Raw genomic sequence first — 15,170 nt, 5'->3', positions numbered from 1 at the left:
TGCCCTACGCTCGTGACCAAAGGCGCTTGCGCTTTTCTTAAAAGGTAAGAAAGTATAAGTTTTGGCACCTTCGGGCAAGTTGTCTAGCTCCACCGCCTACTCGCTGCGGGGCACTTCGGAAGTGACAACAGAAGTCAAGAGCGGACTTCTTGTTGTCATTCCTCCACTGCCCTACGCTCGTGACCAAAGGCGCTTGCGCTTTTCTTATAAAAGTGTAGAAAGTGAGAATTTTCGTGAATATTTCCGAGAGAATAGACAAACATTTCAAAATTGTCAAAAAACATTAAATAACAGCGGGTAGTATCAAGACCCACTGTTATTTAATGGTGGCGCTCACAAAGCGGATTCTACGTTCATCTGATTCGGTTATTTTTATTACTACTTGTTCATAGTTTAATTCTTCACCTTTAGCTGGAATTCTTTGAAATACATCTGATAACCAGCCCCCTAGCGTATGGTATGTTGTGTCTGGAAGTTCCACTTTTGTAAGGCGGACAAAGTCATCAATGGGGAAATCTCCATGAAATAAAAAGGTATGGTCATCCATTTTTTGAAAGAGCTGTGTGTCTTCATCATGTTCGTCCCATATTTCCCCAACAAGTTCTTCGAGAATATCCTCTAAAGTAATCAACCCCGATGTACCACCATACTCATCAATTACGATAGCCATATGCCCCTTATTCTTTTGTAATTGTGGAAGTAGTGTGTGAATTTTCATGGATTCCACAACAAAAACAGGCTGCCGTAGAAGTGGAGTGATCTTTACATTTTCCCCATTTTCAATGTAAGCCTTTAGAAAATCCCGTTCAGACAAAATACCTATAACGTTATCGATATCGCCCTCATAGACCGGAATTCTCGAGTATTTTTCATGGATAAAAACATCTTTAATCGTTTTGATCTCTTCTTTAGTATCAACGGCTACCATATCTGTTCGCGGCTTAAAGACTTCTGCAACGATAATGTCATTAAAATCAAAGGACCGATGAACCAATTCCATTTCTTCTTCATCAATAATTCCTTCTTCATTACTAATGTTTACGAGGGCTTTTAACTCCTCTTCTGTCACAGAAGGTATAGTGCTATCCCTTTTTATGAGGCTAGAAACGTATTTTCTCAGCTGTAAAAACAGCCAGGTTACAGGTATAAGAATTTTCATTAAAATAAGCAAAGCCCAAGAGAATTTAGCAGACACGTTTTCTGCAAACTCTTTAGCTAATGACTTTGGAAGAATTTCTCCGAAGATTAGGATAAGCGTAGTAACAACAACTGTACTGATAAAGACCCCGAGATTTGGTCCGAAAATATCAGTAGCAATCTTTGCCGATATTGTCGCAAGGGCAATGTTTACTAAGTTGTTACCCACCAAAATAGTGGAAAGGGCGTTATCAAAATGATCTAAAATATAGAGGGATCGGATTGCCCCTTTATCTCCCTCATCTCCCAATGTTTTTACCCTTATCCGGTTTGCACTGGAGTAAGCTGTTTCGGCAGAGGAAAAAAAGGCTGACATCAAAATTAAAAGCAATAAAAGTATAATGAGACCAACGGGTATTTCAACCATTTTTCCACCTCCAGTCAATGCTTTTTTCCCCTTATAAAATTATCGTTCCCAACATCTTAATTTTGATAAGAATGGATGTTTAATATAAATTGGGTTACTTCTAAAATCTGGATGAATTCAACACAAAGGTTAACCGAAAAATAAAGATGACTAAAGCGGAGTAGGGAGCTTGATTGGGATGAATAAGCAAGTGATAGAAATAATTTCACCAGAAATGGAAAATAAAATTTATGATGAAATTAGCGGTCTGACATTTACAAAGAATTTTCGTTCAGCAACTGCGGAAGAATGGTATATCTTCTTACCCAATTATCGTGATCTAAAGACAGGAGGGGCAGCAGGAAAAGCAATCATTCATTATGAATTACAAGGAAACCGAGAAATTTTTATTAATACAACTGTAATATATGATGACCCTAAATTATTTGACAGAGAACTTCATTCACTTGTATATGCCATTTCAGATGAGCTTATTCAGCGTCTTGTTGGCTATGCAAATACTCTATTAGCAGTCCATGCTGGAGATAATAGCTATAATGCAGAGTATATCAGATAATTTTTGGAAAGGAGGTAAAGGGAATGGCAAAAGATAAAAAAGGGAAAAACAACAGCTTTGCAGCGGATCATTCAACATTAACAGATACACCAACGGAAGCTGAATATACAGTAAGAACCGATACAAGCTCCAGAGATCCCTTGGAGTCAAATCAATACTACCCTGGTGATTCTGTAAATGAACATAAGAACCTAGAGGAAGCAAATCGGGATTTGGCAAAGGAAGAATTGCGTCAGCAAAATGAAAATAACTCCTTATAGTCTTACGGCTAAAGGCTGGGACAAAAGTGTTTTATCAATGAGATATTGATGCATATTATTTGTTTGGAACTATATTTCGCAATGGTTGTGTATTCCCATTCTAAGTAAAACACTTAAGTTGTGTCCCAGTCTATTTCTCTATCATCTTAAAGATGTAAATTATTGGAACTGAAACAACCTCTAAACGAATACCCTATGTTAGTGCTGTAAATAAAACAATTAAGGAGAGGAAAAGAATGCATAAGGAGCATTTAGCATGGCATGAAACATTGGAGATTCACGAGTTGGTGGCGTTTCAGGCGAATGGGTTAATGAAAGTTAAAATGTCTTTCCCTGATATTAGAAACGTTGAACTTAAGAAAATTTATCAGAAAGCTATAAAGGGAATGAGTAAAAATCTACAGGAATTATTAGAATTTTTCCCAGACATGCCCCGAGATGAATCAAGAGGAGAGACGGACCGGAATCTTACACCATTTTATGCTGGTGATTTGTTGGGACTAGCTAAGGCGACGGTGAGAAATTACGCGATTGCGATCACGGAAACAGCTACTCCAGAGGTAAGGAAAGTATTAAAAAAGCAATTAAATGACTGTATTGATTTACATGCCCAAATATTTGAATTTATGGAAAAGAGTAATTACTATCCTGCCTATAACTTAGAGGAGCTTTTGGCAAATGATATGAAAAATGCAAAAAAAGCATTGTCTATGCGTGAAGAATAGTGAACAAACCTCCGGCTGGAAAGCCTGGAGGTTAATTAACGTGGACAGGCCTGTAAAAAACTTCAAATTTGCCCTTGTATTTTAGAAGAGATTCCAATATCTTTGCAGGAAGTTGTTTTTGATACGAAGCATACTACAAAGGAAAGCAAAAGAATTGGAGGTGATCTGGTGCTGACAAAAGAGCAGTTCACTCAGCTAAAAGAGACTTTAACAGAAATGAAAAGGGATTTAGAAAGTCGTCTAAATGGGCAAAATTATGGATTGCGATTTGCGCATGCGAAAGAATCCGTTGGGGAATTATCAAATTATGACAATCACCCAGGTGATCAAGGGACGGAATTGTACGAAAGAGAAAAGGATCTAGCATTAAATGAACACTCAGAACATTATCTTGATCAAATAAATATAGCACTAAAGGCAATGGATGAAGGGGAATATGGAGTTTGTGAAAAATGTGGTGAACCCATACCATACGAAAGGCTGGAAGCAGTTCCAACGACTAAAAGGTGTATAACACACTCTGAGGAAAATGTGGTTACTAATGAGCGTCCAGTGGAAGAAGATGTATTGAAGCCTGCATTTGGGAAATTTGAGTACGATGAAAATCTGGACAATCAGACATTCTTTGATGCGGAAGATGCTTGGCAGGCGGTAAGTATTTATGGTTCTTCTGAAACCCCATCAGATTTTAATGATACGGAAAAGGATTATAATAATATGTTTGTGGAATCAGAGGAGAAAGTTGGAATTGTTGAAGATGTTGAAGGGATATTAACTGCAGATATTGAGGGGAATTATTCCGGTGTTAGTATTGATCACAGGAAGTATGAGAATTATTTGGAAGAAAATGATGCCGATTCCATTTTTGATAAAAGTAAAGGTTAAGCAGATAAACAACCTCGATAGTATTACAACTGTATGCTTGCAACTTTCACTGTCATTCCAATGGAATTGTTAGTTGGTGAAGAGAATGGCTTTTTTGTAAATAAATGATGAACCAAGTTATTAAAACAGATTCCGATTATTATTAGAGAAAAAAATAATTCGTAAAAGCCCTATCCTACTTATTGGATAGGGTTATCTTTTAATGTATATGTTTTGGCACTACGAGTAGAGGAAGACACATAGTTGCTTGCGCTTTTCTTTGTCTAGCTCCAGCGCCTACTCGTTGTGGGGCACTTCGGAAGTGACAACTGAAGTCAAAGAGCGGACTTCGAGCTGTCATTCCTCCACTGCCCTACGCTCGTGACCATAGTTGCTTGCGCTTTTCATATTATGAATAGGGTGACATAAATTCTTAATATATAAATGGTTGATTATATAAGTGAGTGCTTATATAATACTTGTGAAAGGGGGAGATGAATATGACAACCCTACCTATGATTGATTTAGATCAGGGGTCAAAACTTTTGAAACTAATGGGAGATAAGACTAGATTAACAATTGTTTCCCTTTTGATGTCTGACGAATGTTGTGTTTGTGAGTTAGTGGAGATTCTAAAAATGAGTCAACCATCCATCAGCCAGCATGTGGCAAAACTTAAATCATTTAATATCGTAACGGAGCGAAGGCAGGGGCAATGGATATTTTATCGGGTGAATAAGGACTCAGAAGTGTTTCCTCTTGTGGAAAGCATTGTAAAACACCTTCCTGATCAGAAAGAACGAATCCAAACCCTTGAAATCAAAGGTTTAAGAGTGTGTTGTAACTAAAAAAAGGCAGGAGAGTAGAGGCTATGAGTGCAGATGTAACAAAACAACAAGGAGAGGGTCTTAGTTTTTTTGAGCGATATTTAACACTTTGGGTTGCCCTCTGTATACTTATTGGAATTGGTGTAGGACAATGGCTTCCTATAGTTCCGCAAACATTAGAACAATTTGAATATGCTCAAGTTTCCATTCCGGTAGCTATCTTAATTTGGTTAATGATTTATCCAATGATGGCTAAAGTGGACTTTTCGAGCATTGTCAATGCCGGAAAGAAACCAAAGGGTCTTGTTATTACCCTTGTTGTAAACTGGTTAATTAAGCCATTTACAATGTTTTTCTTTGCCTGGCTGTTTTTCCGATTTATTTTTAGTCCATTTATTCCAGAAAGTCTAGCTACAGAATATATCGCTGGGGCCGTATTGTTAGGTGCTGCGCCATGTACTGCGATGGTCTTTGTCTGGAGTTATTTAACGAAAGGTGATGCAGGTTACACCCTCGTGCAAGTTTCTGTAAATGATTTAATTCTTATTTTTGCATACGGACCAATTGTAGCACTTTTACTTAGGGTAAATAATGTGATTGTTCCATTAGATACTGTATTTTTATCTGTCCTATTATTTATCGTTATTCCATTAGCGGCAGGATACATCTCAAGGGTACTGATAGTCAAACGAAAAGGGATGGAATGGTTTGAAAAAGTTTATTTAAAAGCTGCAGGGAAATTTACTATTGTAGGCTTATTACTAACGCTAATCATTCTTTTTGCCTTCCAAGGGGAAGTAATCATTGGTAATCCTTTACACATTGGATTAATTGCCGTTCCACTAATCATCCAAACACTATTCATCTTTGTGGTTGCTTATTTTTGGGCGAAGTGGTGGAGAATACAACATAGTGTTGCTGCACCGGCAGCAATGATTGGTACCAGTAATTTCTTTGAACTTGCCGTTGCTGTAGCAATTGCATTATTTGGCTTAAATCATGGGGCAGCACTTGTAACGGTAGTTGGGGTCCTTGTGGAAGTTCCGTTAATGTTATATCTTGTCCGAATTGCTAATAAAACAAAGCATTGGTTTCCAGAAAATAGCCTTTCAAAGAATTGACGGGCACCAAAAGGAAGTATAACCAAAAATGAGAGGGAGTTTAAACGATGACAAAGCCAATTATTTACTTTTTATGTACAGGAAATTCTTGCCGAAGTCAAATGGCGGAAGCGTGGGGAAAAAAGTATTTAGGAGATAAATACGAGGTATATTCTGCCGGAATAGAAGCACATGGTGTTAATCCTAAGGCGGTAAAAGCGATGCAGGAATTGGACATTGATATTACAGATCAAACATCGGATACGATCGATCAAGATCTTTTACAAAAAGCAGATTTGGTTGTTACACTTTGCGGTCATGCAAATGATGTCTGCCCTGCAACACCACCAAATAAAGATCGTGTTCACTGGGGATTTGATGATCCTGCAAAAGCAGAAGGAACTGACGAAGAGAAATGGGCTGTTTTTCAACGAGTAAGAGATGAAATTGGAGATCGAATTAAAACATTTGCTGAAACAGGTAAATAATATCTCATGTAGAAGCCGAATTCCGATTCGGCTTCCCTTATTATTTTTTGAAAAAGGAGTTGAAAAGGAATGACATGTATACGAATATATGACCCAGCCTTATGTTGTCCAACAGGAGTCTGTGGACCAGGTGTGGATCCAGAGTTAACGAGAATAGCAACGGCTGTTTTTTTGTTAAAGAAAAAAGGAGCAGAAATTCTACGATACAATTTAACAAGTGAACCTCAGGCTTTTGTGGAAGAAAAAATGGTGCAAAAGTATTTAGAGGAAAAAGGAACGGAAGCTTTGCCATTGGTAATGGTGAATGGGGAAGTGAAGAAAGTTGGGGAATATCCCACCAACAAAGAGCTTGCACTTTGGACAGGGATAGACGAAGGGGAATTTCAACATAAACAACAAAAAAATAATATGACATTGTTATAAAAGGGATGGTTACTATGTATCCAAGGTTTACATTAGAATCGGATGAGTGGACTCCGTTTATTTTTTTTACCGGAAAAGGTGGTGTCGGTAAAACATCTACAGCCTGTGCTGCTGCCGTATCATTAGCAGATAAAGGGAAACGGGTTTTAATTGTAAGTACAGACCCTGCCTCTAACCTTCAGGACGTTTTTGGGGTAGAAATTCCATCATCCATCATTGAAATACCATCTGTACCCGGATTAAAAGCCATCAATCTGAATCCGGAGGACGCTGCTAAAGCATATCGTGAAAAAGTAATTGATCCTTACCGTAATACATTTCCTGAACCAGTTATCGTTCAAATGGAAGAACAGTTGTCTGGAGCCTGCACTGTTGAAATAGCTGCATTTGATGAATTTGCAAATCTGTTAACAAAAGAGTCAGTGGTTTCACAGTTTGATCATATTTTATTCGATACGGCACCAACAGGGCATACGCTAAGGTTATTAAAACTCCCTTCCGCTTGGTCCGGATTCCTCAAGGAAAGTACGCATGGAGCATCATGCTTAGGGCCATTATCAGGACTAGGGGAGAAAAAATCATTATATGAAGAAACGGTAGCTGCTTTATCCAATAAAAATAGGACAACCCTCGTTATTGTCACCAGACCAGAAAAAGGGACAATTCAGGAGGGGGCACGTGCAGCAAGGGAGCTCTATGAATTAGGATTAACGAATCAAATGGTTGTCATCAACGGTTTATTAGAACGGGGACATACCATTGATGATGATATTGCAAATGCTTTTACAAGAAAACAACAAAAGGTATTAGAAGGTGCTGATAAATTATTTAGTGGATTGCCATTACTTCATCTTCCATATGTTCCTTTTGCTCTCACAGGTATAGAATCATTAAGGGAATTCTTCAACTTTGATGGAGATACAATGGACGAAAAATTGGAGGAAAAGCAAGTTCCTTCACTTCCTGGATTAAGTGGAATGATAGATCAGTTAGCCCAAAAGAGTCATGGAGTTATCATGACGATGGGAAAGGGTGGGGTGGGGAAAACCACATTAGCAGCATCGATTGCTCTTGGTTTAGTTCAAAAAGGAAAAAAAGTACATTTAACAACTACAGACCCAGCAGCACATATTACAGAAGTACTTTATCATAACGAGTTTTCAGACCTATTAACTGTTAGTAAGATTGATCCCGAAAAAGAAGTGACTTCTTATCGGAAAGAAGTCTTGGAAACTGCGGGTAAAGAGTTAGATGGGGATAGCCTCGCCTACTTGGAGGAAGATTTAAACTCCCCATGTACTGAAGAGATCGCTATTTTCCAGGCCTTTGCAAATGTGGTGGAACGGGCTGATGGTGAGTTTGTGATTATTGATACGGCACCAACAGGTCATACCTTATTGTTACTGGATGCATCCCAATCATTCACGAAAGAGTTGGAACGCACGGCTGGTGATATCCCTTCATCTGTTAAGAGTTTATTGCCTCGCCTTCGGAATAGGGAGGAAACAGATGTTGTTATCGTAACACTTCCAGAAGCAACGCCAGTCCTGGAAGCTATTCGATTACAGGATGATTTAGAACGTGCTAATATAACACCGGGATGGTGGATAATTAATCAAAGCTTAGCAGCAACAAATACAAAGCACCCGATCCTTCGGAAAAGGGCAATAACCGAAATAAAATGGATTGAAAGGTTGAGGGGACAAGCGGAAAATCAAATCGCTCTTATTCCATGGATAAAAGAGGAGCTTGTGGGAGGAAAGGCACTTCTTTCGATAGTATCAAAAGAGAAATAGGTAAAAATAGTCAAACGGCCACCTAAAATTCCAGTTAATTGTGAGTGGCCGTTTCAGTTTATGTTTTTGCACAAGCATTAACTCCATTTATTACTTGAAGTTGGATTATATTTGTTTAACTGATCGAATAGTTCCTCCATATTATCGTCTACAATAAGGTTTTCTAAAAATTCCTTTTTGATAAATCCTTCCCTTACCATATGTAGGAGCATATCACGGAATGGATCATAAAAATGATTGATGTTTAAAATCCCGACAGGTTTTTCATGATACCCTATTTGCTGCCATGTAAAAACTTCCGCCAACTCCTCTAAAGTACCGATTCCTCCAGGCAAAGCAATAAAAGCATCTGCAAGGCTATACATCTTATTTTTACGTTCGTGCATTGTTTCCACAATATGTAAATCAGTTAACTCAACATGGTCCACTTGATCATATATTTTCTTTGGAATAATTCCTGTGACTTGTCCGCCTTCTGCAAGAACTGCTTTGGATAGAACCCCCATTAACCCTGAATTTCCGCCACCGTATATTAGTTCCATGTCTTTCTTTCCTATCATGTGTCCAAGTTTTTCAATTTCCTGTTTATAGATGTTACTTTTACCAAAACTAGAACCGCAAAATACGCAAACTTTCTTGATCATGTAACTTCCCCCTTACTCCATGAGTGTCGTGTTAATCATATTATAGTATAAACGTAAATTATTTATATCACATGAAGATTAACCCTGGAAACTATAAAACGAATGAGTATATTATTACCGTTCAAACTGGTATTACAATGGGATGCCCTAATAGTTCCTGTTTGAAAAATAACAAAAGGCGAACCATTCACTGGTTCGCCGTCATTAGCTATGATTCTTACTTACTAGTGCCGCGGTACATATTGTACTGCCCCTTTGAACTACTTAAATAATGAAAGCCCTACCTCTCTTTCATCCTTACGGCTCCGAGACCGTGCCAGTGTAAATAAGGCCACTCAGAGTTTGATACAAAATTGCCAATCATTTATCGTAAAAAATACGTAACTATATTTAGTAGATCAGAAATTAATTTTACGAAAAGTAAAAAATCATTATGCTAGGTGAAATGCATTGTTTCTAGTATAACATAATTAAATAAAAGTGCAACTTTATGAGACTGATTATAAAATAAATGATGGAGAATTGAAGATTAGATTTTGCCAATGGTAGAGGGATCAAATAAAATGGAAAAAACACGATAGAGTGGAGAGAATGACAATGATGGAAGATTTTGAGGTAAAACAGTTAACAGAAGAAGATGCTTACAACTATTTAAACTTAAGACTGGAAGCATTAAAGGAACATCCAGAAGCTTTTGCTACCACCTATAAGGAAATGATTGTCAAAGACGATCCATTAGAATTCATTGAACAGTATTTGAGTTCTGCAGAGTTGTATACATTTGGAATATATACGACAGATGAGTTAGTGGCAGTTGCTACGTTAAGGTTAAACAGTTTGGAAAAGATGAAACACAAAGGAGATCTATTAGGGATGTATGTATCCCCTGGAGCGAGAAAAAAAGGCCTGGCCAGAAAACTAATCAAAACGATTGTCTCCAGAGGGGAAGATTTAGGACTCGAGCAAATACGTTTAATGGTTGTTTCAGAAAATGACACCGCAGTTCAGTTTTACTCCTCATTAGGTTTTGAAAAGTACGGTTTTGAGAAAAATGCCATGAAATTTGACGGGAAATATTGGGATGAAGAACTGATGGTACGATTTCTATCATCTTTATAAATGGGCATTCTCACAAACTTGTTTCACAGTAAAAATTTGTCACCTTGACATGCTTTAGTGAATTAGCTGATATTGAGCAAAATTTACTAAAGGAGATGTGGAGAATGTTTTATCACATTAAAGAGTTACAACATGAAGCAAAACCGTCTTGTCCAGACCCGATATTTGCCAGACAGCTACAGGAAATACTAGGAGGACAATACGGAGAAATCTCAGTAGCCCTTCAGTACTTATTTCAAGGTTGGAACTTTCGAGGAGCCGAAAAATATAGGGATTTATTAATGGATGTTGGAACAGAAGAATTGGCGCACATTGAAATGCTGGCTACGATGATATCCAGATTGTTAGATGGGGCGCCTGTTGGAGATCAAGAAAAAGCAGCGAAAGATCCGATGGTTGGGGCAGTATTAGGTGGAATGAATCCGCAGCACGCCATTGTTTCTGGTTTAGGCGCTATGCCTGCCGATTCAAATGGGAACCGATGGACAGCAAATTATATAGGAGCCAGTGGGAATTTATTGGCTGACTTCAGAGCAAACTTAACTGCGGAATCTCAAGGAAGATTACAGGCTGTTCGGTTATATGAGGCTGCATCAGATCCTGGAGTAAAGGATATGCTGGCATTTCTCATTGCTAGGGATACAATGCATCAAAATATGTGGAAGGCTGCAATTGCGGAATTAGAAGCGCAAGAAAATATTGTTGTACCTAGTACATTCCCGAAAGAACTTGAAAAGCGGCAAGTAGCATACGACTTTTATAATCTGTCAGAAGGTGAAGAAAGCAGTAAAGGAAGATGGGCAAAAGGAAAAAGTATGGATGGCTTAGGTTCATTTAAATACTATTCTCAAGCACCAGCATACGGAACAAAACCATCCTTGAAACCAGCTCCACCTTATATCCATGATACTTTACCGAATATAAGATCTGGGTCTAATCAAGAACCCCCTCATCATGAGTAACTACTTAAAGAAGAAACTTCTATTATGGAAGTTTCTTCTATTCATTTCTGAGGGTAAAAATCTTTTGTGCATAAAATTGAAGTGGAAAGTCAAATTAATGTATACTAAAACTTAATTGTATTAGTGATTTACATAGAGGAGAAAATGCCATGAGATTAACCATTAAGGAAATTGCTAAACTAGCCGGGGTTTCTCAATCCACTGTTTCAAAAATTATAAACAATTATAGTGATGTGGGAGAGGAAACCAAAAAACGCGTCCGAGAAATTATGAACGAAAAGGGCTATCGGCCATCTTATTCCGCAAAAACGTTGGCAAGTAATGTGACTAACGTAATTGGAGTTGTTTATGCTGGTAAAGTTAATGTAGGATTTAATCACCCCTTTTTCGTAGATGTCATGGATGTATTTAAAAAAACCATCGGCCATTTAGGGTACGACCTAATGTTTTTCTCCAATGAAAATTTTAACCGTGATAATGAAGATTACCTAGCAAGGTGTCTCCACTATAATGTGGATGGATGTATTATTATCGGCGGGGAAGATATTCAAGAATCGGTTTTTGATTTAGCAGAAAGTTATATACCTTGTATAGGTATAGACATTAAATTGGCTGGAGAGAAATCAGGCTATGTAATGACAGATAATTATAAAGTTTCCTCTAAAATCGTGGAGTATTATTATTTATTAGGTCATCGAGATATCGCGTATATAGGGGGAAAAAAGGAGTCTGTTATTGCTGATATTAGACTACAGGGGTTTAAAGATGTAATGCAGCAGTATGGGTTACCGTTAAATAATGAGATGATTATTTATGGTGATTTTAATGAAGCAAGTGGATATGCGGCAATGCAAAAACTGATAAACATGAATAAACGTCCAACGGCTATCTTTGCTGCTTCAGATACAATTGCTTTTGGTGCAATCCAGGCATGTAAAGAAGCAGATTTAAATATACCAGAAAATTTTTCGATTATCGGATGTGATGATATCATGGCAGCGAAACATATTGATCCACCGCTAACAACCGTACGTCAAGATAAAGATCGAATTGGGGTTTTAGCAGCTAGGATGTTACACGATCTCATTAAGGGAAATATTAATTCCACTTCGGTTTTGGTAGATCCAGAACTAATTATAAGAAAAAGTTCAGGAGCAAAAAAAGTATTAGTTTAAGGATAAATAATAATAGGAAACGGACTAAAGTGCGAGGATGCTCCTTTAAATGGGTTTCTTCGCGCTTTTTTTAAAAGGTAATTTATTATGATTTGGAACCTTCGGGCATGCCACAGGACGTGGCGCCTTGCCCGATGGACGGACATACATCAGAGAGATGCTTGTAGAGGAAGAGGCACTGCCCTACGCTCGTGAGCTCAGGCTTTCTTATTAACAGTATTATTCTCATTTTTTAAAATATCGTAATTTTTCCTATATTAATAAGACAAATAAGTCGAATATAATAGGATAATAGGATTATTTTTCATAATAATATTTATAGGGCATGTATTCTTCCTAGATGGTGGTGGTAAAGTCATGAAAATGAAAACGAAGGTGTTTTCCATAAGTTTAGTCAGTGTCACCACTTTTTTACTTATATTATTTCTTATCATTAATCCAGTTTTGTTGGAAAGATACAGTACTATTGAAGAAGATATTATGGTTGATAACATTAAAAGGGTAGAAAATGTTCTAAACAATGAATTTAATAGACTGAATATGGTAGTCCGGGATTACGCTGTTTGGGATGATACTTATCAATTTATTCAAGAAAAAAATCAAGAGTATATTCAGAGTAATTGGGTAAATGAAACTTTTCGAACTAATAATATTGAATTGGTCATTTATTTTGATGAGAACTCTCAAATTATTTATCAAAATGGTTACGATGTTCACTTACAAAAATCGATAAATCTATTAGAAAAACTAAATATTAATGATATATACAGCTTCCTTAATCAAAGGAAAACGAAGATAGTAAAAGGTACGAACAATCCCATTATTATATCGTCACACCCCATCTATCCAAGTTTAGAAAATAAAGCGGCAAAAGGGACGCTTCTTATGGGTATTGTATTGGATAATGATTTAGTGGAACATCTTGCTGAAAGTATCCAATTGCCAATAAAATTAGGGGATATCGACTATACTGGGTTGACAAATGGACATTCATTAGAAGTCCTTGACAACCATTATATTCAAGGGGCATATTATTTTCCTTATGAAAATGAGGATTCACATGGGGAAATAAGCTTTATACTGGAGAGAACGATTTATAAATCTGGCCAAGAAAGTCTTCGATTGTTTTATATTATTTATACTGTTTTTAGCATCTTCATGACAGGAATGGTTTTGATTTTTCTGGACAGACACATTTTATCAAGGGTAACTAATTTATCTGAAGAACTATTATATATCCAAGAGACAAAAGATTTGCATAAACGAATAACTCCTAAAAGTGGAGATGAAATGGGGACGTTAGAAGAAGGATTTAATCATATGTTAGATTCCCTATTAGAATCACAAGAAGAAGTTCATGAATTAGCAGTTACAGATTCTTTAACCGGTATTCCTAATAGGAAAAATTTTGTAGAAAACTTAAATCATTGGATACAAGAAATGCCTGAGAATCATGTCTATGTAATGTTCCTGGATATTGACTTATTTAAACGGATCAATGATACACTTGGACATCACTCTGGAGACGCTATATTGAAGGAATTGGCCTATCGCCTTCAAAATGGTGTAGGAAAAGGAAATTTAGTGGGAAGGTGGGGAGGAGACGAATTTGTTATAGCTATCCAGCAGAACAAATTTCAAACCCCTTCAGAAATCGCAGAAAGTTTAATGGACCTTATTTCTAACCCAGTGAATCTAGGTTCATTCAGTTTTGATATAACTACAAGTATTGGAATAAGTGAATATCCTACCGACGGGAATAATGGGGAAAACCTTATTCAAAAAGCGGATATTGCAATGTATGAGGCGAAGCGTGCGGGGAAAAACAAGTATCATTTATATAAGGACATGAACACACTCTCCTACTTTCAAAACTTTGTAAAATTAGAAAAAGAATTAAAGCACGGTATAAAAAACAAGGAGTTTATCTTGTATTATCAACCTATTATGGAAGGAAAAAATAAAATTTGCGGCTTAGAAGCTTTGATTCGTTGGGATCATCCAAAAAGGGGAATGATTTCCCCAGGAGAATTTATTCCGTTCGCGGAAGAAATTGGCTTGATGCCTGAAATTGGAGAATGGGTATTGTGTGAAGGACTTCGTCAGTTGAAGGAATGGCATCTTATGGGATACCATTCACTAACCCTCTCCATTAACGCATCTAAAGCTCAAATGATGGATAACCGCTTTTTTGACTTAATAAGGGAGATGTTGGTTTCAAAAGGAATATCCCCATCAAAATTAGGAATAGAGATTACAGAAAGTGATGTTTGTGGATATATTGAAAATATTATGGAATTTACAAATCAATTGAAAGAAATTGGGGTAAAGGTTTCCTTAGATGATTTTGGTACAGGGCTTTCTTCCTTAAAGTATTTAAAAGAAATACAAGTGGATCAAATTAAATTTGATCGATCCTTTACTAATAATATACCAATAAACGATTTTGATAGCGCTCTTTTATCTGGAATGTTTACGTTATGTGAAAGATTAGATATTGAAGTTGTTGCAGAAGGTGTAGAAACGGAGGACCAGTTTCTTTATTTGCAAAAAATGAATCAAAAAATGCAAGGCTACTATTTTAGTAAACCAGTTTCTGCAGAACAAATAACTAAGTTACTTCAAACTTATGAGTTCTAATAATGAAAGTGATATGAAATGGAGCAT

General features: G+C 37.0%; 15 protein-coding genes. 13 read left to right on the top strand and 2 right to left on the bottom strand.

From position 1 onward, the window contains the following. Nucleotides 1-316: 316 nt before the first annotated feature. Nucleotides 317-1,564, bottom strand: a complete 1,248-nt coding sequence (locus KS419_RS14095; protein WP_217067034.1) for a hemolysin family protein — start codon at nt 1,562-1,564, stop codon at nt 317-319. Nucleotides 1,565-1,742: 178 nt separating this feature from the next. Between KS419_RS14095 and KS419_RS14090 the strand changes: the two genes are divergently transcribed. The 9 genes from KS419_RS14090 (at nt 1,743) to arsA (ending at nt 8,603) form a co-directional block, all read left to right on the top strand. After that, complete coding sequence (locus tag KS419_RS14090; RefSeq protein WP_217067033.1) at nt 1,743-2,120, top strand: hypothetical protein; 378 nt, start codon at nt 1,743-1,745, stop codon at nt 2,118-2,120. A 23-nt stretch (nt 2,121-2,143) separates the two neighbouring features. Next, complete coding sequence (locus tag KS419_RS14085) at nt 2,144-2,380, top strand: hypothetical protein (protein WP_217067032.1); 237 nt, start codon at nt 2,144-2,146, stop codon at nt 2,378-2,380. Nucleotides 2,381-2,616: 236 nt separating this feature from the next. Beyond that, complete coding sequence (locus KS419_RS14080; RefSeq protein WP_217067031.1) at nt 2,617-3,105, top strand: spore coat protein; 489 nt, start codon at nt 2,617-2,619, stop codon at nt 3,103-3,105. Nucleotides 3,106-3,273: 168 nt separating this feature from the next. Further along, nucleotides 3,274-3,990 carry a TraR/DksA C4-type zinc finger protein gene (locus KS419_RS14075; RefSeq protein WP_217067030.1) on the top strand — a complete coding sequence of 239 codons (717 nt, stop codon included), beginning with the start codon at nt 3,274-3,276 and terminating at the stop codon, nt 3,988-3,990. A gap of 479 nt (nt 3,991-4,469) precedes the next feature. Further along, on the top strand, nt 4,470-4,817 hold the full coding sequence (locus KS419_RS14070; protein ID WP_246594099.1) for an ArsR/SmtB family transcription factor: 348 nt from the start codon (nt 4,470-4,472) through the stop codon (nt 4,815-4,817). 23 nt (nt 4,818-4,840) lie between these two features. Further along, the gene (arsB, locus tag KS419_RS14065) at nt 4,841-5,917 is read left to right on the top strand and encodes an ACR3 family arsenite efflux transporter (protein WP_217067028.1); all 1,077 of its coding nucleotides are present in this window, start codon (nt 4,841-4,843) and stop codon (nt 5,915-5,917) included. A 47-nt stretch (nt 5,918-5,964) separates the two neighbouring features. Beyond that, the gene (gene arsC, locus KS419_RS14060; RefSeq protein WP_217067027.1) at nt 5,965-6,384 is read left to right on the top strand and encodes an arsenate reductase (thioredoxin); all 420 of its coding nucleotides are present in this window, start codon (nt 5,965-5,967) and stop codon (nt 6,382-6,384) included. A gap of 69 nt (nt 6,385-6,453) precedes the next feature. Further along, nucleotides 6,454-6,807, top strand: coding sequence for an arsenite efflux transporter metallochaperone ArsD (gene arsD / locus KS419_RS14055; protein ID WP_217067026.1), 354 nt, complete (start codon nt 6,454-6,456; stop codon nt 6,805-6,807). Between the two features lie 14 nt (nt 6,808-6,821). Continuing rightward, on the top strand, nt 6,822-8,603 hold the full coding sequence (arsA, locus tag KS419_RS14050; RefSeq protein ID WP_217067025.1) for an arsenical pump-driving ATPase: 1,782 nt from the start codon (nt 6,822-6,824) through the stop codon (nt 8,601-8,603). 77 nt (nt 8,604-8,680) lie between these two features. On the opposite strand, the gene KS419_RS14045 is transcribed toward arsA, so the two are convergent. Further along, on the bottom strand, nt 8,681-9,247 hold the full coding sequence (locus tag KS419_RS14045) for an LOG family protein (protein WP_246594097.1): 567 nt from the start codon (nt 9,245-9,247) through the stop codon (nt 8,681-8,683). Between the two features lie 597 nt (nt 9,248-9,844). Here KS419_RS14045 and KS419_RS14040 point away from each other — a divergent pair. The 4 genes from KS419_RS14040 (at nt 9,845) to KS419_RS14025 (ending at nt 15,143) form a co-directional block, all read left to right on the top strand. Further along, complete coding sequence (locus KS419_RS14040; RefSeq protein ID WP_217067024.1) at nt 9,845-10,366, top strand: GNAT family N-acetyltransferase; 522 nt, start codon at nt 9,845-9,847, stop codon at nt 10,364-10,366. A 104-nt stretch (nt 10,367-10,470) separates the two neighbouring features. Then, nucleotides 10,471-11,328 (top strand): manganese catalase, encoded by an 858-nt coding sequence (locus KS419_RS14035; RefSeq protein WP_217067023.1) that lies wholly within the window; start codon nt 10,471-10,473, stop codon nt 11,326-11,328. A 149-nt stretch (nt 11,329-11,477) separates the two neighbouring features. Next, on the top strand, nt 11,478-12,503 hold the full coding sequence (locus tag KS419_RS14030; RefSeq protein ID WP_217067022.1) for a LacI family DNA-binding transcriptional regulator: 1,026 nt from the start codon (nt 11,478-11,480) through the stop codon (nt 12,501-12,503). A gap of 357 nt (nt 12,504-12,860) precedes the next feature. Continuing rightward, nucleotides 12,861-15,143 carry an EAL domain-containing protein gene (locus KS419_RS14025; RefSeq protein ID WP_217067021.1) on the top strand — a complete coding sequence of 761 codons (2,283 nt, stop codon included), beginning with the start codon at nt 12,861-12,863 and terminating at the stop codon, nt 15,141-15,143. Nucleotides 15,144-15,170: the final 27 nt, after the last annotated feature.

Origin of the sequence: Evansella tamaricis (assembly GCF_019042215.1) — a bacterium.
Classification (GTDB): Bacteria; Bacillota; Bacilli; order Bacillales; family Salisediminibacteriaceae; genus Evansella; species Evansella tamaricis.
This window is presented reverse-complemented; position numbering and strand designations above follow the sequence as displayed.

What these genes read in the sequence shown, in the direction of transcription:
- KS419_RS14080 (WP_217067031.1), top strand. Translation starts at nt 2,617, where the DNA reads ATGCATAAGGAGCATTTAGCATGGCATGAAACATTGGAGATTCACGAG.
- KS419_RS14085 (WP_217067032.1), top strand. Translation starts at nt 2,144, where the DNA reads ATGGCAAAAGATAAAAAAGGGAAAAACAACAGCTTTGCAGCGGATCAT.
- KS419_RS14095 (WP_217067034.1), bottom strand. Translation starts at nt 1,564, where the DNA reads ATGGTTGAAATACCCGTTGGTCTCATTATACTTTTATTGCTTTTAATT.
- KS419_RS14030 (WP_217067022.1), top strand. Translation starts at nt 11,478, where the DNA reads ATGAGATTAACCATTAAGGAAATTGCTAAACTAGCCGGGGTTTCTCAA.
- KS419_RS14070 (WP_246594099.1), top strand. Translation starts at nt 4,470, where the DNA reads ATGACAACCCTACCTATGATTGATTTAGATCAGGGGTCAAAACTTTTG.
- arsC (WP_217067027.1), top strand. Translation starts at nt 5,965, where the DNA reads ATGACAAAGCCAATTATTTACTTTTTATGTACAGGAAATTCTTGCCGA.
- arsD (WP_217067026.1), top strand. Translation starts at nt 6,454, where the DNA reads ATGACATGTATACGAATATATGACCCAGCCTTATGTTGTCCAACAGGA.
- arsB (WP_217067028.1), top strand. Translation starts at nt 4,841, where the DNA reads ATGAGTGCAGATGTAACAAAACAACAAGGAGAGGGTCTTAGTTTTTTT.
- KS419_RS14025 (WP_217067021.1), top strand. Translation starts at nt 12,861, where the DNA reads ATGAAAATGAAAACGAAGGTGTTTTCCATAAGTTTAGTCAGTGTCACC.
- KS419_RS14045 (WP_246594097.1), bottom strand. Translation starts at nt 9,247, where the DNA reads ATGATCAAGAAAGTTTGCGTATTTTGCGGTTCTAGTTTTGGTAAAAGT.
- KS419_RS14090 (WP_217067033.1), top strand. Translation starts at nt 1,743, where the DNA reads ATGAATAAGCAAGTGATAGAAATAATTTCACCAGAAATGGAAAATAAA.
- KS419_RS14035 (WP_217067023.1), top strand. Translation starts at nt 10,471, where the DNA reads ATGTTTTATCACATTAAAGAGTTACAACATGAAGCAAAACCGTCTTGT.
- KS419_RS14040 (WP_217067024.1), top strand. Translation starts at nt 9,845, where the DNA reads ATGATGGAAGATTTTGAGGTAAAACAGTTAACAGAAGAAGATGCTTAC.
- arsA (WP_217067025.1), top strand. Translation starts at nt 6,822, where the DNA reads ATGTATCCAAGGTTTACATTAGAATCGGATGAGTGGACTCCGTTTATT.